This is a genomic window from Cellulomonas sp. URHD0024 (assembly GCF_000426185.1).
Classification (GTDB): domain Bacteria; phylum Actinomycetota; class Actinomycetes; order Actinomycetales; family Cellulomonadaceae; genus Cellulomonas.
Window position 1 is genome coordinate 101,039 of sequence record NZ_AUEW01000011.1, and the last position, 18,318, is coordinate 119,356.

The following is an 18,318-nucleotide window of genomic DNA, read 5'->3' on the forward strand; positions in this document are numbered from 1 at the left end:
AGAGGATGGCGGTATGTCGTTCTCCGGCTCGAACCGTCCCCCGGGCGTCCCGACGCAGCCACAGGGTGAGACCGTCGCCGCCTACGACACGTACCTGCAGGCGCAGCGAGCCGTCGCGCACCTCGCGGACAAGGACTTCCCGGTGCAGCTCGTCACGATCGTCGGCACCGACCTGCGGATGGTCGAGCGCGTCACGGGACGGCTGTCCTACCCGCGCGCCGCCCTCGGGGGGTTCCTCACCGGTGCGTGGCTCGGGCTGTTCGTCGGGCTCCTGCTCACGCTGTTCTCCACCGAGGGGTCCGGCACCCCGATCTTCTCGGCGATCGTCATCGGCGGCGGGTTCGGCATGCTCTTCTCGGTCGTGACGTACTCGCTGACGCGCCGCCGCCGCGACTTCACGTCGACCAGCCAGATCGTCGCGTCGTCGTACGCGTTGCTGTGCCGGGGGGAGCAGGCGAACAGGGCACGCAACCTGCTGCGCGAGATCGGCGGCGTGCAGGGCGGCTGGTTCGGGCAACCCGCCGCCACCCCCGCCGTCACCACCACAGCACCGTCGGGTCCACCGGGTGCGTTCCCGCCTGCGGGGCCACCGCCCCCTGTCGACGACGCGCCGCGGACCTCGCCGCCGACCGCACCACCGACTCCGCCGAGCGAACGGCCCTAGCCGCGGCCCGGTGGCGGATGCGCGCGGCCCGACGCTCTGCGTACGTCAGCGGCGGCTCGGTCGTCGGCGCATCAGGCAGGGCGCTGCGGATCTCGCCGTGCGCGATCCTCGAGAACAGCAGAGCAGAGAGTCCTTCCATCACGTGCCTCCCGGTGCGAGCGGGACGCGGATCGTCCCTGCGCCGGTGTGACGCGCGATGGTCGGGCCGTTCGACTACTCGGAGCGAAGTCCGGCCATCCAGGCCTCGACGGCGGAGGGGTCCCTCGGCAGGGCCGCCGAGAGGTTCTCGTTGCCGTCCGCCGTGACGAGCACGTCGTCCTCGATGCGCACCCCGATCCCGCGGTACTCCTGCGGCACGAGCAGGTCGTCGGACTTGAAGTAGAGGCCCGGCTCGATGGTGAACACCATGCCCGACTCGAGAACGCCGTCCAGGTACAGCTCCGCCCGGGCCTGTGCGCAGTCGTGCACGTCGAGGCCGAGGTGGTGGCTCGTCCCGTGCACCATCCAGCGACGGTGGTGCTGGTTCTCCGGCAGGAGCGAGTCCTCCGCGGACACCGGGAGCAGCCCCCACTCGAAGAGCCGCTCGGCGATCACCTTCATCGCCGCGGCGTGCACGTCCCGGAACCTGGCACCAGGCACCGCGGCCGCGAACCCGGCGTCGGCGGCGTCGAGCACAGCCTGGTAGACCCGTCGCTGCACCTCCGTGAACGTGCCGTCGATAGGCAGCGTCCGCGTGATGTCGGCGGTGTACAGGGAGTCGATCTCGACGCCCGCGTCGATCAGGACCAGCTCGCCCTCGCGCACCCGGCCGTCGTTGTCCGTCCAGTGCAGCGTCGTCGCGTGCTCGCCGGCGGCGGCGATCGTCTCGTAGCCGACCGCGTTGCCCTCCTCGCGCGCGTGCCCGAGGAACGTCCCCTCGATCACGCGTTCACCGCGCGGGTGCGCTGTCGCGGCCGGCAGGCTGCGCACGACCTTCTCGAAGCCGTCGATCGTCGTCGCGACGGCGAGGCGCAGCTGCTCGATCTCGTACGCGTCCTTCACCAGCCGCAGCTCCGAGAGCGCCTCGGCGAGCACCTCGTCCCGGACGCCTGCCTGCTCGGCCGCTCGGATCTCCTCGACGACCGCCTCGATCGCCTCGTCGACCTCGGGCACCACCCGCAGCTGGACGCCGTCCTCGCCGACGTCCTTGGCGAGCGCGTCGCGCAGGTCGTCGATGTGGGCCGTCCGCACGCCGGTGAGCGTCTCGATGTCCTCGAGCGTCGGGCGGGCGCCCACCCAGAACTCGCCGTAGCGGCTGTCGGAGAAGAACTCCTCGGTGTCCCTGCCCGCCAGCGGACGGATGTACAGGACCGCCTGGTGCCCGCTGCCGTCGTCGCCCGATCCGTCCGCGACGGGATGCAGGACGAGCACCGCGTCCGGCTCCTGCTCGACGCCGAGACCCGTGAGGTGTGCGAAGGCGGAGTGCGGGCGGAACCGGTAGTCGGTGTCGTTGGAGCGGACCTTGAACGTGCCCGCCGGGATCACCAGACGCTCGCCGGGGAAACGGCCGGAGATCTCGGAGCGACGGCTCGCCGTGGCGTCCGCGGCCGGGCCGCGCGTCACGCTCGACGCGGGGCGTTCTCCCCAGCCCGAGGTGATGAACCGGAGGAACTCCGCCGACGACGGTCGCTGGGACCGGTTCGTGCCGCGATCCGCCAGGGGCTGCTCGGACGTGCTCTCCTCGCTCATGGACTCCATCTTCGCACCGGGGCCCACCGCTACCGTGGGGTCGTGCGCATCGACCTTCACACCCACTCCACCGCGTCCGACGGCACGGAGGCGCCCGGGGAGGTGCTCGCGGCCGCTGCCGCCGCAGGCCTCGACGTCGTCGCACTGACCGACCACGACACCACCGTCGGGTGGGACGAGGCGTCCGAATCGGCGCGTCGGCACGGGATCGACCTCGTGCTCGGCACCGAGGTGTCGGCGCGCGCCCACGGCATCAGCATCCACCTGCTGTCCTACCTGCAGGACCCTTCGCACAGCGCCCTGACGGCCGAGCTCGACAAGACCCGGGACGCGCGTGTCGGTCGAGCACGCGCGATGGTCGAGCTGCTCGCCCAGGACTACCCGATCACGTGGGACGACGTCGTCGCGCAGTCCCACGACGCAGTCGTCCTCGGCCGCCCCCACATCGCAGACGCCCTCGTCGCGCGCGGGATCGTGCCTGACAGGAACGCCGCCTTCGCCCGCCTCCTGCGTGCGGACGGTCCGTACCACGTGCCGCACTACGCCCCCGCCGGGGTCGACGCCGTGCGGGCGATCCGGGCGTCGGGCGGTGTGCCCGTCTTCGCGCACCCGGGCGCCGACGCGCGTGGGGAGGTGGTGCCCGACGCCGTCTTCGACGCCCTTGCCGACGCCGGTCTGGCCGGGCTCGAGGTCGCCCACCGGGACCACAGCCCCGCGCAGCGTGCCCGCCTGACGGCGATCGCCCAGCGTCTCGGCCTGTTGGTGACCGGGTCGAGCGACTATCACGGGTCCGGCAAGTCCAACCGGCTCGGGGAGAACCTGACCGACCCTGAGGTGCTCGCGGCGATCGAGGACCAGGGCACGACGAAGGTCGTACGGTCGTAGAGCCCATGGACACAGTCATCGACTGGCAGCTGTTCGGCTCGGTCTTCATCACGCTCTTCGTGATCATGGACCCACCTGGCACCGTGCCGATCTTCCTCGGGCTGACCGCCGCGATGACCCGCCAGCAGCGCAACCGGGCCGCCCGGCAGGCCGTGCTGGTCGCGCTCGGCGTGATCGTCGCGTTCGCGCTGTTCGGTCAGAAGCTCCTCGACTACCTCCAGATCACGCTGCCCGCCCTGCAGGCATCGGGAGGTCTGCTCCTGCTGCTCGTCTCCATGGAGCTGCTGACCGGGAAGATGGAGCAGCCGCAGCCCGCGGGCGACGGCCGCGTCAACGTGGCACTGGTCCCGCTCGGGACGCCGTTGCTGGCCGGCCCCGGGGCGATCGTCGCGGCGATGGTCTTCGTGCAGCAGTCCGACCAGACCGCTGCCGACTGGGTGGCGATCGCACTCGGCGTCTTCGCCGTGCACGTGTGCCTCTACCTGGCCATGCGGTTCGCCAACGTGATCCACCGGGTGCTCGGCGACGGCGGCACCATCCTGGTGACCCGGATCGCCGGCCTCCTGCTCGCGGCCATCGCGGTCCAGCTCATCGCGAACGCCGTGGAGGCGTTCATCAAGGCTGCGTAGCGGCGGCGACGGCGCCCTCCCGTGCACCGGGCGACGACGAACGGGCACGCACTCCGCTGTGGAGCACGTGCCCGTTGGTCGTGGTGCTGGTGTCAGGCGTCCGTGGACGGAGCCGGTGCCGAGCTCTCCGTGCCCGCGCTGGCGCCGCTGCGCGTGCGACGGCGGTTCCTGCTGCGACGGGCACCCGCGGCCGGGCCGGTGCCGGGCTCGCCGCTGACGTTCGCCGTCGAACCGGTCGTGCTGTCAGCCGACGACGCGTCGGTCGTCGCGCCACCCTCGCCGCCCTGGCCACGGCCGCGGCCACCGCGGCGACGCCGCGAGCCGCCCTCGCGGGGCTCGCCGTCGGCGGACTCGGGACGCGGTGTGCTCGTGCGCGGCGTGGACGAGCCGGCCCGCGAGCCACCGTTGCCAGGAGCGCTGCTGCCGGAACCGCCCGACCGGTGGTCGTGGCCGGACGGACGCGTGCCGCCGCCCCGCTTGCCGGTCTCGCCGAGGTCCTCGAGCTTCTCGGCGCCGAGCCCCTCGCGGGTCTGCTGCGACTTGGGCAGGCGGCCCTTGGTGCCGGCGGGGATGTCGAGGTCGGCGAACAGGTGCGCCGAGCTGGAGTACGTCTCGACGGGCTCGGGGATGCCGAGGCCGAGCGCCTTGTCGATGAGGCCCCAGCGGGGGATGTCGTCCCAGTCGACGAACGTGACGGCGGTCCCCTTGGCGCCCGCGCGGCCGGTGCGGCCCGTGCGGTGCAGGTACGTCTTCTCGTCCTCGGGGCACTGGTAGTTGATGACGTGCGTGACGGCCTCGACGTCGATGCCGCGGGCGGCCACGTCGGTGGCGACGAGGACGTCGACCTTGCCGTGCCGGAACGCGCGCAGGGCCTGCTCGCGGGCACCCTGGCCGAGGTCGCCGTGCAGCGCGCCGGCGGCGAAGCCGCGCTCGATCAGGTCGTCGGCCACCTTGGCGGCCGTCCGCTTGGTGCGGGCGAAGACGATGGTCAGGCCGCGGCCGTTCGCCTGCAGGATCCGGCTCAGGAGCTCGACCTTGTCCAGCGCGTGCGCACGGTAGACGACCTGCTTGATGTTCTTGACCGTCTGGCCGTCGTCGTCGGGGTCGGCGGCCCGGATGTGGGTCGGCTGGGTCATGTACCGGCGGGCCATCGCGACGACCGCGCCCGGCATGGTCGCCGAGAAGAGCATCGTGTGACGGCTGGCCGGGGTGGCGCTCAGGAGGGTCTCGACGTCGGGCAGGAAGCCGAGGTCCAGCATCTCGTCGGCCTCGTCGAGCACGACAGCCTTGACGCGGGACAGGTCGAGGTGGCGCTGCTTGAGCAGGTCGATCATGCGGCCGGGCGTCCCGACGACCACGTCGACGCCGCTGTTGAGCGCGGCGATCTGCGGCTCGTACGCGCGCCCGCCGTAGACCTGGAGCACGCGCACGGCACGGCGGGAGCTCATCGTGGCGAGGTCGCCGGCCACCTGCACCGCGAGCTCGCGGGTGGGGACGACGACGAGCGCCTGCGGCTTGCCAGGCTCGGGCAGCTGGTCGTAGCCCTCCTCGCCGGGGGCGACGACGCGGTGCAGCATCGGCACGCCGAAGCCGAGCGTCTTGCCGGTCCCGGTCTTCGCCTGGCCGATGATGTCGTGGCCGGACAGTGCCACGGGCAGGGTCATCGCCTGGATGGGGAAGGGGTGGGTGATCCCGGCGTCGGCCAGCGCCTGCACGATCTCGGGGCGCACGTCGAAGTCCGCGAACGAGGCCTCGACGGCCTGCACGGAGGACCAGGTGTTCTTGAGCGGGCGGGACATGGGCGCCGCCAGGGCAGACACCTGGTCTGCGATCTGGTCGGGCATGTCGTCGGGCGCGGTCGGGCTGATGTCGGTCGTCGTCACCAAAGGCTCTTCACTGCGAAGGGTGGTGGTCCGCGCGCTGTCCGAGGCCGACGAGAAGTTCGTCGGAGCGTCCCGGGCGACAGCGGAGTTCACCACGCGATGTGGCCGGCAGCCGATCGTGAAAGGCGACTCGCGAGCGTCGTCCGGACGGGTCCGGGGCTGAGCGAGGTGGGTCGGTTCTCTTGTGCAAACTCTTGCGTACGAGACGACCGGGCAACCGAATTACCGGTCCAGTCTATCTGACCGACCCGTCGACTCGTCCCGGACCCGCCGACGCCCCTTCCGACCGTCCAGGACCGGACTACGATCCTCGGATGACGACGATCCCCTCGCGACCCGAGACCGCTGGACGACCCGCCGGTCACACCGAGGAGAGCAGCGCCCTGGAGCTCGCCGACGCGGTCGAGCTGCTCGGACTCGTCGCCCAGCTCGAGCACGTCGCGTTCGGCCGGCTCGCCGCGGACGCGGCGCTCGCGCCGACCATCGAGCAACGGCTCGAGCTGAGCCGGTTCGCTGCCGGCGCCGTCGTTCGGCGCGACCGGATCCTGGCCCGGATCACCGAGATCGGCGGCGACCCGGTCGAGGCCGTGCGGGAGTACGACCATGTCCTCGACGACTTCGACGCCCGCACCCAGCCCAGCACGTGGTGGGAGCGGCTGCTCAAGGCCTACGTCGGGTATGGCGTCGCCGACGACTTCTGCAGGATGGCCGCGGAGGGTCTCGACGAGGGGTCGCGGGCGATCGTCCTCGAGGTCCTCGACGACGCGTCGCACGCCGAGCTGGCCGTGGCCGAGCTCGATGCGGCCGGGTCCGCGGACGGTGTGCTGACCGCGCGCCTCGCACTGTGGGGCCGCCGCCTGGTCGGAGAGGCGCTCGGCGTGGTGCAGCGGTTGCTCGTGCAGCGCCCCGCGCTCGTCCGGCTCGTCGCGCTCGGTTCCGCGCGGACACCGGTCGACGGTTCGGCGCCCGCCAACGGCGCGCCGACCAAGCTCTTCGGGGAGCTCACCGCGGCGCACACCCGCCGGATGGCCCGCCTCGGCCTCACCGCCTGACCGGCGCCTGACCGTCCTCAGACGACGAGCCCCGGACGTGACCGTCCGGGGCTCGCTGCTGTCGCGTCGTCAGATGTTGCCGAAACCGACCCGGCCCTTGGTCTCCGAACCGATCTCGATGTAGCCGAGGCTCGCGACCGGCACGATCACGCGGCGACCGCGCACGTCGGTGAGCTCGAGGGTCGGGCGACCACTGAGAGCGGCTGCGACGACGGCGCCGATCTCGTCGGGCGTCTGGTCCGACTCCAGGCTGATCTCGCGGGGCGAGTTCTGCACGCCGATGGTGATCTCCACCGTCATCTCTACCGTCCTTCTCGAACTGTCGGTACTCAAGCTGTCGCTGCCGACCGGCGGTCCGCCGGGGCACATCGTCCGATCCTAGGCGTCCTCGTAGACGAAGTCGGGCCGGATGAGCGCGGACACCCCACCCCAGGCGAGCTGCGTCACCAGCTCGACCGTGCGCTCGGGCGCCACGTCGTCCGGCTTGCGCAGCCGGTGCGTCGCCGCCCCTTGCGCCATGGCGATCAGCGAGATGGCCAAGAGGCCGGCATCCTCCAGCGACAAGGCCGTGACCTCGGACAGCACCGTCGTGATCCGGAGCGCAGCCTGCGACGAGGCGTGCTCGACGCGTGCGCGGACATCGGCGTCGTGCGTGACGTCGGACTCGAAGAGCAGGACGGACGCCTCACCCGCGCTCTCCACGAACATGACGTAGGCCTGCACGATCGCCGCGATGACGTCGCGCCCGTCACCTCGTCGGACCGGTCCTTGCTCGATGCCGGCCACGGCGGCGTCGACTGCGACGAGCAGGTCGGTGCCGCGCAGGTCGACGACGGCGAGGTACAGGTCGAGCTTGGAGGGGAAGTGCCGGTAGAGCACCGGCTTGCTCACCTCGGCGCGCTCGGCGATGTCGTCCATGGAGACGTGGTGGTAGCCCTCTGTGGAGAAGAGCTCCTGGGCGATGCGGAGCACTTGCGCCCGGCGCTCGTCTCGGGCCATCCGCGGGCTGCGCGGACGAGGGGTGGAGTCGTCTTTCCCGGCCGTCATCCCGTGATGGTAGCGACGTGTTGTGTCAACGATGCGACGATGGTGGTGTGACGATCCCCGGCGAAGGCCGGAAAGGCGACGAAGCACCGCTCGCGCACCGCCGTGCGCAGAGGCGTGTGCGCCGCAGTCGAGCCCGAACCCGTCGTCGCGGTCCTCTTGTCCTGGCGATGGTCGTCGGATTCGTCGCGGGTGCGGGAACCGCGTTCGTGGCCGCCGGGGACCCGCGCACGGAGAGCCTGTTCGGGGTGTCGACGAGTGCCACGGCCGACGCTTCCGACGGCCTCGACGCAGTTGCGCCCTTCGCCCAGGACGACCCGCTCGCGGAGCTCGACCGGATGGGCTTGCAGGGCCGTACCGCCGGCCGGTCGTCCGGTGAGCCGGACCCTGTCGTCGCTCCGTCGTCGGCCCCCCCGATCGTGGACGGGGTACCGAGCGTCGCCGCCCTGCCGCCGGGCCTGACCGCCGCCGACGTCTCCGCCGGGCTGCTGTCGGCGAACGTGCCCGAGGTCGCGGGCGGGTCGTTCGTCGTCGTCCCCGGAAGCGAGCCGGGACCGGGGATCGGCGCGGTCCGGACCGTCCGGGTGGAGGTCGAGCAGGGTCTGGCCGTGGACGGTGCAGCGTTCGCTGCGACCGTCATGTCGACGCTCAACGACCCGCGCAGCTGGGGCGGCGACGGGTCGATGTCGTTCGCGCGCACCGACGGCGAGGCGGAGATCCGCGTGCTGCTCGCCTCACCCAAGACCGTCGACGCGCTGTGCGCCCCGCTGCGGACCGGCGGGGAGGTCTCCTGCGGGCGGGCCGGGCACGCCGCTCTGAACCTGCGACGGTGGGTCGAGGCGACGCCGGAGTTCGCGTCCGACAAGACCATGTACCGGCAGTACCTGGTGAACCACGAGGTCGGACACCTGCTCGGGCACCAGCACGCCAGGTGCGGCGGGGCCGGCAAGGTCGCGCCCGTCATGCAGCAGCAGAGCTATCAGGTGGCCCCCTGCCTGCCGAACGCGTGGCCGTTCCCGTAGGACGCTGATCCGCTGTCCTGCGCGGGTCGCGCTCGAGCCTGTCGGTGGCTCGTGATGGACTCGTCTGCGTGACCACCGCGACGCCCGCCCTGCGCCTCGTGCGTCCGGCGTTGGCCGACGTCCCCGCCTCCGGGCCGGGCTCGCTGGTCCACCTCGACGCGGAGCAGGCTGCTGCTGTTGCAGCCGTGGCCCGCGGCACCGACCGGGCGTTGCTCGTGCTGGGCGCGCCGGGGACGGGCAAGACGACGGTCGCGCTGGAGTCGGTGGTCGCAGCGGTCGATGCCGGGACCGACCCGCACGACGTGCTGGTCATCGCGTCGAGCCGGCGATCGGCGGCAGACCTGCGGGACCGCCTCTCGGCCCGGCTGCGGGCGACCTCGGGCAGGCCGCTGGTGCAGACCGCCGCTGCGGCGGCGTTCTCCGTGCTGCGGGCACGTGCCGCGCTTCTCGGTGAACCCCCGCCGACGCTGGTCTCGGGGGCCGAGCAGGACCTGATGCTGGGCGAGCTGCTGGCCGGGCACGCGGCCGGCGACGGCGTTCCGATCGCCTGGCCGGCCGAGGTGCGGCCCGACGTCCTGCGGCTGCGCCCGTTCCGCGACGAGCTGCGCGACCTGCTCATGCGCGCGGCCGAGCGTGGCGTACGCCCCGCGGACCTCGCCGACCTCGGTCGCGTGCACAGCAGACCTGCCTGGGTCAGCGCCGCCCACCTGTACGAGGAGTACCTGGACATCGTCGAGCTGCGCACCGGCACGCCGGACCTCGGCGCGCGCCTCGACCCCGCGATCGTCGTCGACGAGGCGGCGCAGGCGCTGGTGACCTGGGAGGACGAGGTCGCCGGGGCCGTCCGCCCGCGCTGGAGCCTGGTCGTCGTGGACGACCACCAGGAGAGCACGTCCGCCACGGCCCGGTTCGTGCGCGCCCTGGCCGACGACGGCGCGCGCGTCGTCCTGCTCGCCGATCCCGATGCTGCCGTGCAGACGTTCCGTGGCGCCGCGCCGTCGCTGGTCGGGCGTGCGGTCGTCACCGGCACCGGTCCGGGCGAGCTCGGTGCCCGCACCTCGACACTGTCGACCGTGTGGCGCCACGACGCCGCGATGCGCCAGGTGGTGGAGCGGATCACGGAGCGGATCGGGACGGTCGGCGTGGTCCGGCACCGGCTGGCTACCGCCGTCGGGCAGGCCGGCACGGGGGCGCGCGTCGCACTCCTGCCGAGCACCGCCCAGGAGGCCGCGTACGTCGCCCACGCGTTGCGGACGGCGCACATCGAGCGCGGTGTGCCCTGGGGTGACATGGCCGTGATCGCACCGACGGGTGCACAGGTCACGGCACTTCGCCGCTCGCTGGCAGGCGCTGCGGTCCCCGTGAGCGTCCTCGGCAGCGACGTGCCCCTGCGCGACGAGCCCGCCGTGGCGCCCCTCCTCGACGCGATGCGGGCGTGCACGGGTGTCGTGCCGCTGGACGCCGGTGCAGCGACGCGTCTCGCGTGCTCGCCGCTCGGGGGCCTGGACGCGGTCGGGTTGCGACGCGTCCGTCGGGCGCTTCGCGCGCACGAGCTTGCCGGCGGGGGAGGTCGGGCCAGCGACGTGCTGCTGGTGGAGGCATTGGGCGGGCAGGCCTCCGACGAGCTGCCGCTCGCCGCGCGACCCGTCGTCCGCCTGGCCCGTGTGCTCGCCGCCGGACGTGCTGCGGCCGAGCGTCCCGACGCCGACGCGCAGACCGTGCTGTGGGCCCTCTGGGACGCGGCCGGCCAGGCGGAGGCCTGGCGACGGTCGGCGCTGGCGGGCGGCTCCGCAGGCGAGCGGGCGGACCGGGACCTGGACGCGGTCCTGGCGGTGTTCCGGGCCGCCGAGACGTTCGTGGACCGGATGCCGCGCTCGACGCCCGCCGCGTTCGTCGACTGGCTCCAGGCGCAGGACCTGCCGTCCGACTCGCTCGCCGCACGCGCTCGACGCGCGTCGGTCCAGGTGCTCACCCCCGCCGGTGCGGCCGGTCGGGAGTGGGAGGTCGTGGTGGTTGCCGGGGTGCAGGACGGAACGTGGCCGGACCTGCGCTTGCGGGACTCGCTGCTCGGCGCGCAGGCGCTGGTGGATGTGGTCGCGGGGCGAGCGAGCGCGTCCTCCGACCCTGCGCGGCAGGCGTCCGAGGCGCGGCGGGCCGTGCTCGCCGACGAGCTGCGGACCTTCGCGGTGGCGTGCTCCCGGGCGCGCACGTCGCTGCTCGTGACGGCCGTCGAGGACGTCGACCAGCAGCCGTCGTTGTTCGTCGAGCTGGTGGAGCCGAACGACGAGGACGCCGATCCCCGTCGGACGAGCGCGCCCGCGCCCCTGGACCTGCGTGGCCTGGTCGCCCAGCTGCGGGCGCACCTCGAGCAGTCGGCTGTCGACGGGGCGGAGCCGGAGCCCGCAGCGGCGCCGACCCTGGCCCGGCTTGCCGCGGCGGGCGTCTCGGGCGCCGACCCGGGGGAGTGGCTGGGGCTCGCGGCTCCGTCGAGCGACATCCCGCTCTGGGCGCCCGGCGAGCGTGTGCCGATCTCGCCCTCGAAGGTCGAGACCGCGCAGCGATGCGCCCTGCGCTGGGCGCTCGAGACGGCCGGGGGTACCGCGTCCGCGAGCGGTGGCCAGAACCTCGGCACGCTGCTGCACGCGATCGCGCAGGAGTGGCCACAAGGGACCGAGGCCGAGCTCTCTGCGGCACTGGACCGTCGCTGGGGCGAGCTCGGGCTCGGCACGGGCTGGCCGGCGATCGCGACGCGGCGGCGTGCGGACGCGATGGTGCACCGGCTCGCCGGCTACCTGCGCTCCGCGGGCGAGCCGCTCCTGGTGGAGGGTGCCTTCCTGCTCGAGACCGACCGCGCCACCCTGCGGGGCAGTGTCGACCGGATCGAGCAGGCGGACGACGGCACGGTGCGCGTGGTGGACCTCAAGACCGGTGCCAGCCCGCCGAGCGTGGCCAAGGCGGCGGAGAATCCTCAGCTCGGCGCCTACCAGCTCGCCGTGGACGCAGGGGCGTTCGGGGACCTGCCGCCCGGCGTGACCAGCGGTGGGGCCCAGCTGGTCTACCTGGGGACGGGCGCGGCAGCCGCAACCCGGGTACAGCCCGCTCTGGGCCCGGAGACCGACGAGCCCAGCTGGGCTCGCGTGATGGTCGACCAGGTCGCCGATCGGATGGCGGCGTCGACGTTCGAGGCGACGGCGAACGACCTCTGCGACCGGTGCCCGGTCCGGCGCTCGTGCCCGGCGCGTGGCGAGGGCGGACAGGTGGTCGCATGACCCTCCCGACGACGGACCTGCTGCTCGGGCCCCACACGACACCCACCTTGTCGGCCGCCCGGATCGCGGAGCTCGTGGACCAGCCTGCGCCGACCGACGAACAGCGTCGGATCATCGAGGCGCCGCTCGCGCCGTCGCTCGTCGTCGCCGGTGCGGGATCGGGAAAGACCGAGACGATGGCGGCCCGCGTGGTGTGGCTGCTGGCCAACGGCGTGGTGCAGCCAGACCAGGTCCTCGGGCTGACGTTCACCCGCAAGGCCGCCGGTGAGCTCGCCGAACGGGTGCGCAAGCGGCTCCGGACACTGTCCCGGGCGGCGGCCGCCCAAGGGGTCGCGCTCGCGGAGACCGCAGGCGGCGACGCACTCTCGGGACTCGCGCGGCCGACGATCTCCACCTACAACTCCTACGCCGCCTCGCTCGTCACGGACCATGCGCTTCGGTTGGGCCTCGACCCGTCCGCCCGCCTGCTCGGCGAGGCCGCGCAGTGGCAGCTGGCGAGCGACGTGGTCGAGGCGTGGAGCGGGGATCTCGACACCGACGCGGCGACCTCCACCGTGATCGAGGCCGTGCTGACCCTCTCGGGCGCCCTCGACGAGCACCTTCTCGACCCGGCCGCGGCGCGCGGCGGCATCGAGGACATCGTCGACGGTCTGCTCGCGACGCCGTCGGGGACGCCGCCGCGTGAGCCCTACGCGGAGATCAAGAAGCTGGTCCGGTCGCTCGGGGAACGCGTCCGCGTGCTGGAGCTCGTCGCGGAGTACCGGCAGCGCAAGCGCGCCGCGGACGCCATCGACTTCGGCGACCAGGTGGCGCTCGCCGCGCGGTTGGCTCTCGACGTCCCGGAGGTGGGTGTCGCAGAGCGCACGCGGTTCCGCGTCGTGCTGCTCGACGAGTACCAGGACACCTCCTACGCGCAGCTGACGCTGCTCGGCGCCCTGTTCGGCGAGGGGCATCCCGTGACCGCGGTCGGCGACCCGCACCAGTCGATCTACGGCTGGCGGGGTGCCAGCGCGGGTGGCCTCGAAGGGTTCCCGACCCAGTTCCCGCAGGTCCACGCGGACGGCTCCCGGAACCCGGCTGACGTGCACCAGCTGTCGACGTCGTGGCGCAACGACTCACGGATCCTCGCCGCTGCCAACCACGTCGCGGGTCCGTTGCGCGCAGCGAGCACCCGTGTCGAGGTTCCGGTCCTCGCCGCCCGCCCCGGCGCGGGCGAGGGTCGCGTCCACGGGTTCGTGGCAGCGACGGTCGAGGACGAGGCGACGGCTGTGGCCTCGTTCGTCGCCGAGCGGTGGCGACCGGCGGTCGACGGGTCGGCGCGGGTGAGCGCCGCGGTGCTGTGCCGCAAGCGCTCGCAGTTCGAGCCGCTGCGGCGTGCCCTGCGGGCCCGAGGTCTGCCGGTCGAGGTCGTCGGACTCGGCGGACTGCTGTCCGCGCCCGAGGTGGTGGACCTCGTCGCCGTGCTGCAGGCCGCGCACGACCCGTCGCGTGGCGACGCGCTCATGCGCCTGCTCACGGGCGCGCGCACCGCACTGGGCGCCGCCGATCTGCACGCACTGGCGGCATGGGCGGGCGAGCTTGCGGCCCGGCACACGGGCACGTCGCGGGTTCCGACCGATCGCGTCGAGGCCATCCCGGGCGCGCGCGCAGCCGCTCCGGGCGACGCGTGCGACGTCGGCGTCGCGCCGTTGGTGGAGGCCGATGCTGTCGACGAGCGCAGCATCGTCGACGCGCTCGACGCGATCGGGGAGCTTCCGGCAGCCGGGTGGACCAGTCGCAGCGGGCGGACCTTGAGCGCAACCGGACGGGCGCGGCTCCTCGACCTCGCCGCGCTGCTCCGGGTCGTCCGGTCGCACACCTACCTGTCGGTGCCCGAGCTCGTCGGGGAGGCGGAGCGCCTCCTCGGCCTGGACATCGAGGTCGCTGCCCGTGCCGGCACGACGCCCGGCCGGGCGAGAGCCCAGCTGGATGCGTTCCGCGACGTCGCTGGCGAGTTCGCACGGTCCGCGGACCATCCGAACCTCGGCGGCTTCCTGGCCTGGCTGGAGGCGGCCGAGGCGAAGGAGCACGGGCTCGACATGCCGGTCGCCGAGCCCGACCCGGATGCCGTGCAGCTGATCACGGTGCACGCGGCCAAGGGGCTCGAGTGGGACCTGGTCGCGGTGGCCGGACTGGTGGACGGCGGCCTGCCCGCGACCGCGACGCAGGGCAAGGAAGGACCGAAGGACTCGGCGTGGCTGACCGGGTTGGGCTCGTTGCCGTACCCGCTGCGCGGCGACCGACACGACCTGCCGGAGTTCGCCTACGGGGGAGCCGCGGACCCGAAGGACCTGGAGGAGCGCCGCAAGGACTTCGTGTTCCGCGCGGGCGACCACCAGGTGGCCGAGGAGCGCCGACTGGCGTACGTCGCGCTGACGCGGGCCCGCACCCACCTGTTCCTGACGGCCGCGTGGTGGGGGGACGGGTCGCGCGCACGCAAGGTGTCGACGTTCCTGCACGAGCTGGCAGAGGCTGGGCTGGTCGAGCTCGACGCGTGGGAGCCTGCGCCGGCTGACGGCGAGGAGAACCCTCGCGCCGCCCTCGTCCTGGCGGCCTCCTGGCCGGCGGACCCGTTCGGGACCGACGGTGCGTCGACGCGACGTGCGCACGTCGAGAGCGCCGCGCACCGGGTGCGGGCAGCGATCCACAGGACGGCGGAGCAGGGGGCGGTCGGCGGTGCGGAAGCCCATCCCTGGGAGCTTCTCGCGACCCGGCTGCTGGCCGAGCAGGAACGCGTCCGCACGCCCTCGGCAGTGGTGGAGCTGCCGGCGCACCTGTCCGCCTCGGCGCTGGTCCGGCTGGAGAACGACCCGGCGGAGTTCGCGCGACATCTGCGCAGGCCGGTGCCGGCCGAGCCGTCGCCGCAGGCCCGTCGCGGCACCCGGTTCCACGCCTGGGTGGAGAGCTGGTACGGCTCGGCAGCCCTGGTCGATGTCGATGCGCTGCCCGGTGCCGACGACGACACGGCCGCCACGGACCTGGACGAGGAAGCGCTGCGCGAGGCGTTCCAGTCGACCGAGTGGGCGGACCGGTCGCCGATCGCCATCGAGGTGGATGTCGAGACGCCGGTGGACGGTTACGTGCTGCGGTCTCGGATCGATGCCGTGTTCACCGACCCTGCCCGTCGCGACGGAGTGGTGGTCGTCGACTGGAAGACCGGCGCACCTCCCACGGACGCGGCGAGCCGAGCGGCGCGCGAGGTGCAGCTCGCCGTATACCGGCTGGCGTGGTCGCGCTGGACCGGCGTTCCGCTCGATCGCGTCCGGGCGGCGTTCTGCTACGTCGGTTCGGCGACGACGGTCTACCCGGAGCGGCTGCTCGACGAGGTCGAGATCACGGCGCTCCTGCGTGCGGCGACCGCCCGCGAGGCGATGCCCGAACCGCGTCCCGTCCGCCCGGCGGGGGCGGGCACGAACCGGGCTGGGAGCCGGGACAACTCGCCTGCTCGGACGCGGTCCGGCTGGGCGGGACAGAAGGCTCGGCGCGCACCGGACCAGATGACGCTCGATCTCGACGGGCTCGCGGACGAGGCGCCGGCAGAGCGCTGAGCCCAGAGCGCTGAGCCCAGAGCGCTGAGCCCAGAGCGCACAGCGTGCGTGAGGCGCCCCGGGGAGTGGCTGCGGGACGAATCCCGCGAGTGACTGCGTGGCGAGGCCACGAGTGACGAGGCGCGCCCGTCACGCCATCTGGCGTTCGGCCTCCGCCTCGTCGAGGGCTCGCGTGTGGTCGTCGAGGTCCACCAGCATCGCAACGGCGTCGTCGATGATCTCGGCCTCGTTGGTCCGGACGCCGTACAGCAGCCAGCGGGCCAGTGCGAGCTCCCCGGCGAGGAGCGCCCGGTCGACCAGGTGCGGGTCGAGGAGCTCGGTCCGGCGCAGCTGGTACGCCTCCATGATCGAGTCGGCCGCCTCGGTCGGCGCCGCGACGAGCAGCCAGGCGAGGTCGTCGGCCGGGTCGGCGACGCATGCGTCGCCCCAGTGCAGGATCCCCGTGATCGTGTCGCCGCCCACGAGGACGCGCTCGGTGCTCAGGTCGCCGTGCACGACGGTCGGTCGGAACCGCCAGAGCGCGACGTCCTCGAGCCGGGACTCCCACCGGCGCAGGAGCGCAGGCGGCACCTTGCCGGTGCGAGCGGCCTCGTCGACCTCGGCCTGGCGACGCTGCCGGTACGCGGCCGCGTCGTACACGGGCAGGCCGGCGTTCTCGACGATGCTCGTCGGCAGCTCGTGCAGCGCAGCGAGCGCGCGACCGAGCGACGCCGCGAGACCCGGACCGGGCTGCAGGTGCTCGATGTCCAGCGACTGACCGGGGATCTCGAGGTGCACGGTGGCGCGGCCGCCCTCGGGCAGGTGCGCGAACCCGGCGGGAACCGGGACGGCGAACGGCAGTCGTCCGGCGGTCGCCTCGGGGCCCAGGAGACCGAGCAGGACGGCCTCCGCCTCGAGGGCTGCCCCGGCCGCGGCGTGCTGGGGCGCGCGAACCACCCAGCGCTGCCGGGTGGAGTCGATGACGACGGCCGTGTCGTAGTCGGTGCCGGGTCGAGGCGGACGACGAACGTCGAACGCGTCGAGGCCCGGCACGGCGACGGTTGCCAGTGCGGCCAGGGCGAGGGGTGAGCGGACCACGCGCCAAGGATAGGAGCGGGGCGCCGTGCATCCCGGGGAGCCGCCCGGCGTGTCCGTGCCTGATTTGCACCGTTGGTACGGCGCCGTCCCGATTGCCGGAGCCGCGTAGCGTGACGCCGTGATCGTTTCCGACGACCTCCCGCTGTCCCGCGCCGACATCGACCGCGCCGCGCACCGTCGAACCGAGGCCGACGTCCTCGCGACGGCCCTGCGTACCTCGTCGACGCGCATCCTGCTGGTCCGAGGCGGTTCGGTCGGCACCACACCCGAGGAGTCGATCGCGTTCCGGTCGGCCGCGGAGGTCGCCCACCTCCCGCACGCGGACGCAGCCGAGCCGGATGCCGACTGGTTGTTCCTCGGGGAGGACGGCGACGGCGTCACCTATCTCGCGCGGCGCGTCCCCGAGCCTGAGCCGCTGCCGCTCACCGGTGGACCGTCGGACGTGCTCGTGCACAACCGCGCGGAGGCAGAGCCGGCGGGCTGGACGTCGCTGCGGATGCTCGGCGCGTCGCTCGACGGCTCGGAGGCCGGCCTGGCGACGACGGCCGTGGCGCTGGATGCGTGGCACGACCGGCACGTCCGGTGCCCGCGGTGCGGCGCCGCGACCCGTGTGCAGCAGGCGGGGTGGACCCGGGTCTGCGTGGTCGACGGCTCGGAGCACTACCCGCGCACGGACCCCGCGGTGATCATGGCGGTGGTCGACGACGACGACCGCATCCTGCTCGGTCATGCCGCCGCGTGGGCGCCGGGACGGTGGTCGACGCTCGCCGGGTTCGTCGAGTCGGGGGAGTCGCTCGAGCACGCGGTCCGGCGCGAGGTGCTCGAGGAGACGGGCGTCGTCGTCGGCGACGTGTCCTACCGCGGCAGCCAGCCGTGGCCGTTCCCTGCGTCGCTCATGCTCGGCTTCCGGGCAGCGGCGCTCAGCACGGACGTGACCGTCGACGGGGTCGAGCTCGCCGAAGCGCGCTGGTTCTCGCGCGCCGAGCTGGCCTCGGCGGTCGCCGGCGGAGACGTCGTCCCGCCGGGCCGGGCGTCGATCGCGCGGGCCCTCGTCGAGGAGTGGTTCGGGGGACCGCTCTAGGACAGGCGGGCCTTGACCTGGACCAGCGACGGGTTGGTGGCCGCCGAGCCGTCGGGAAAGACCACCGTCGGGACGGTCTGGTTCCCGCCGTTGAGCGACTCGACGAGCGCGGCCGCATCGGGGTGGTCCTCGATGTCGATCTCCGTGTAGCCGATGCCCGCGGAGTCGAGCTGGGTCTTCAGCCGACGGCAGTAGCCGCACCAGGTCGTGGAGTACATGGTGACGGTGCCGGTCGCGGGCAGGGTCTGCGTGGTCATCGGTCCTCAGGCTGGTCGGTGGTCGGTGCTGCAGGCAACAACACGCGGGAGCAGGGTTCGATTCCGCGGCTCCTGGACTGATCGGCACGACGAGGCAGCCGGTCAAGTCTTCTCCACAGGCCGTGCCGCGCTGTCGGTGC

The 18,318-nt window shown here is 73.4% G+C and carries 14 protein-coding genes; 8 read left to right on the forward strand and 6 right to left on the reverse strand.

Annotation, left to right across the window (positions count from 1 at the left end):
- The first annotated feature begins 13 nt into the window (after positions 1-13).
- Positions 14-664, forward strand: coding sequence for a general stress protein (locus tag I847_RS0112845; protein WP_028050021.1), 651 nt, complete (start codon positions 14-16; stop codon positions 662-664).
- 213 nt (positions 665-877) lie between these two features.
- On the opposite strand, the gene I847_RS0112850 is transcribed toward I847_RS0112845, so the two are convergent.
- Positions 878-2,392: an aminopeptidase P family protein gene (locus I847_RS0112850; protein ID WP_028050022.1), complete on the reverse strand. Its 1,515-nt coding sequence runs from the start codon at positions 2,390-2,392 to the stop codon at positions 878-880.
- A gap of 42 nt (positions 2,393-2,434) precedes the next feature.
- Here I847_RS0112850 and I847_RS0112855 point away from each other — a divergent pair, with 42 nt between their 5' ends.
- Together I847_RS0112855 and I847_RS0112860 are read left to right on the forward strand one after the other, a co-directional pair.
- Positions 2,435-3,277: a PHP domain-containing protein gene (locus tag I847_RS0112855; protein ID WP_028050023.1), complete on the forward strand. Its 843-nt coding sequence runs from the start codon at positions 2,435-2,437 to the stop codon at positions 3,275-3,277.
- A gap of 5 nt (positions 3,278-3,282) precedes the next feature.
- Positions 3,283-3,906 (forward strand): MarC family protein, encoded by a 624-nt coding sequence (locus I847_RS0112860; RefSeq protein WP_028050024.1) that lies wholly within the window; start codon positions 3,283-3,285, stop codon positions 3,904-3,906.
- A gap of 92 nt (positions 3,907-3,998) precedes the next feature.
- Here the strand turns inward: I847_RS0112860 and I847_RS0112865 are convergent, their stop codons facing one another.
- Positions 3,999-5,705: a DEAD/DEAH box helicase gene (locus tag I847_RS0112865; RefSeq protein WP_231384215.1), complete on the reverse strand. Its 1,707-nt coding sequence runs from the start codon at positions 5,703-5,705 to the stop codon at positions 3,999-4,001.
- Between the two features lie 398 nt (positions 5,706-6,103).
- Here I847_RS0112865 and I847_RS0112870 point away from each other — a divergent pair, with 398 nt between their 5' ends.
- A complete protein-coding gene (locus tag I847_RS0112870) occupies positions 6,104-6,841 on the forward strand; it encodes a ferritin-like fold-containing protein (protein WP_028050026.1) in 738 nt (245 codons plus the stop codon).
- Positions 6,842-6,910: 69 nt separating this feature from the next.
- On the opposite strand, the gene I847_RS0112875 is transcribed toward I847_RS0112870, so the two are convergent.
- Entirely contained in the window at positions 6,911-7,141 is a 231-nt protein-coding gene (locus I847_RS0112875; RefSeq protein ID WP_369751732.1) for a DUF3107 domain-containing protein, read from the reverse strand.
- 78 nt (positions 7,142-7,219) lie between these two features.
- Complete coding sequence (locus I847_RS0112880) at positions 7,220-7,888, reverse strand: TetR/AcrR family transcriptional regulator (protein WP_028050028.1); 669 nt, start codon at positions 7,886-7,888, stop codon at positions 7,220-7,222.
- A gap of 167 nt (positions 7,889-8,055) precedes the next feature.
- Between I847_RS0112880 and I847_RS26230 the strand changes: the two genes are divergently transcribed.
- The 3 genes from I847_RS26230 (at position 8,056) to I847_RS23615 (ending at position 15,763) form a co-directional block, all read left to right on the forward strand.
- On the forward strand, positions 8,056-8,907 hold the full coding sequence (locus tag I847_RS26230) for a DUF3152 domain-containing protein (RefSeq protein WP_081680874.1): 852 nt from the start codon (positions 8,056-8,058) through the stop codon (positions 8,905-8,907).
- A 68-nt stretch (positions 8,908-8,975) separates the two neighbouring features.
- The gene (locus I847_RS0112890; RefSeq protein WP_081680876.1) at positions 8,976-12,176 is read left to right on the forward strand and encodes an ATP-dependent DNA helicase; all 3,201 of its coding nucleotides are present in this window, start codon (positions 8,976-8,978) and stop codon (positions 12,174-12,176) included.
- A complete protein-coding gene (locus I847_RS23615; RefSeq protein ID WP_081680910.1) occupies positions 12,173-15,763 on the forward strand; it encodes an ATP-dependent DNA helicase in 3,591 nt (1,196 codons plus the stop codon). Before I847_RS0112890 ends, I847_RS23615 begins: the two co-directional genes overlap by 4 nt.
- A 129-nt stretch (positions 15,764-15,892) precedes the next feature.
- Here the strand turns inward: I847_RS23615 and I847_RS0112900 are convergent, their stop codons facing one another.
- Positions 15,893-16,840, reverse strand: coding sequence for a phosphotransferase (locus I847_RS0112900; RefSeq protein ID WP_028050030.1), 948 nt, complete (start codon positions 16,838-16,840; stop codon positions 15,893-15,895).
- 118 nt (positions 16,841-16,958) lie between these two features.
- Between I847_RS0112900 and nudC the strand changes: the two genes are divergently transcribed.
- Entirely contained in the window at positions 16,959-17,921 is a 963-nt protein-coding gene (gene nudC, locus I847_RS0112905) for an NAD(+) diphosphatase (RefSeq protein WP_369751733.1), read from the forward strand.
- Here nudC and I847_RS0112910 read toward each other — a convergent pair.
- Positions 17,918-18,178 carry a mycoredoxin gene (locus I847_RS0112910; protein ID WP_028050032.1) on the reverse strand — a complete coding sequence of 87 codons (261 nt, stop codon included), beginning with the start codon at positions 18,176-18,178 and terminating at the stop codon, positions 17,918-17,920. The two genes, nudC and I847_RS0112910, sit on opposite strands and share 4 nt — an antisense overlap.
- Between the last annotated feature and the right edge of the window lie 140 nt (positions 18,179-18,318).

Coding starts and splice junctions, on each gene's coding strand:
- I847_RS0112845 (WP_028050021.1), top strand. CDS start 14: ATGTCGTTCTCCGGCTCGAACCGTCCCCCGGGCGTCCCGACGCAGCCA.
- I847_RS0112850 (WP_028050022.1), bottom strand. CDS start 2,392: ATGAGCGAGGAGAGCACGTCCGAGCAGCCCCTGGCGGATCGCGGCACG.
- I847_RS0112860 (WP_028050024.1), top strand. CDS start 3,283: ATGGACACAGTCATCGACTGGCAGCTGTTCGGCTCGGTCTTCATCACG.
- I847_RS0112865 (WP_231384215.1), bottom strand. CDS start 5,705: ATGTCCCGCCCGCTCAAGAACACCTGGTCCTCCGTGCAGGCCGTCGAG.
- I847_RS0112870 (WP_028050026.1), top strand. CDS start 6,104: ATGACGACGATCCCCTCGCGACCCGAGACCGCTGGACGACCCGCCGGT.
- I847_RS0112875 (WP_369751732.1), bottom strand. CDS start 7,141: ATGACGGTGGAGATCACCATCGGCGTGCAGAACTCGCCCCGCGAGATC.
- I847_RS0112880 (WP_028050028.1), bottom strand. CDS start 7,888: ATGACGGCCGGGAAAGACGACTCCACCCCTCGTCCGCGCAGCCCGCGG.
- I847_RS26230 (WP_081680874.1), top strand. CDS start 8,056: ATGGTCGTCGGATTCGTCGCGGGTGCGGGAACCGCGTTCGTGGCCGCC.
- I847_RS23615 (WP_081680910.1), top strand. CDS start 12,173: ATGACCCTCCCGACGACGGACCTGCTGCTCGGGCCCCACACGACACCC.
- I847_RS0112910 (WP_028050032.1), bottom strand. CDS start 18,178: ATGACCACGCAGACCCTGCCCGCGACCGGCACCGTCACCATGTACTCC.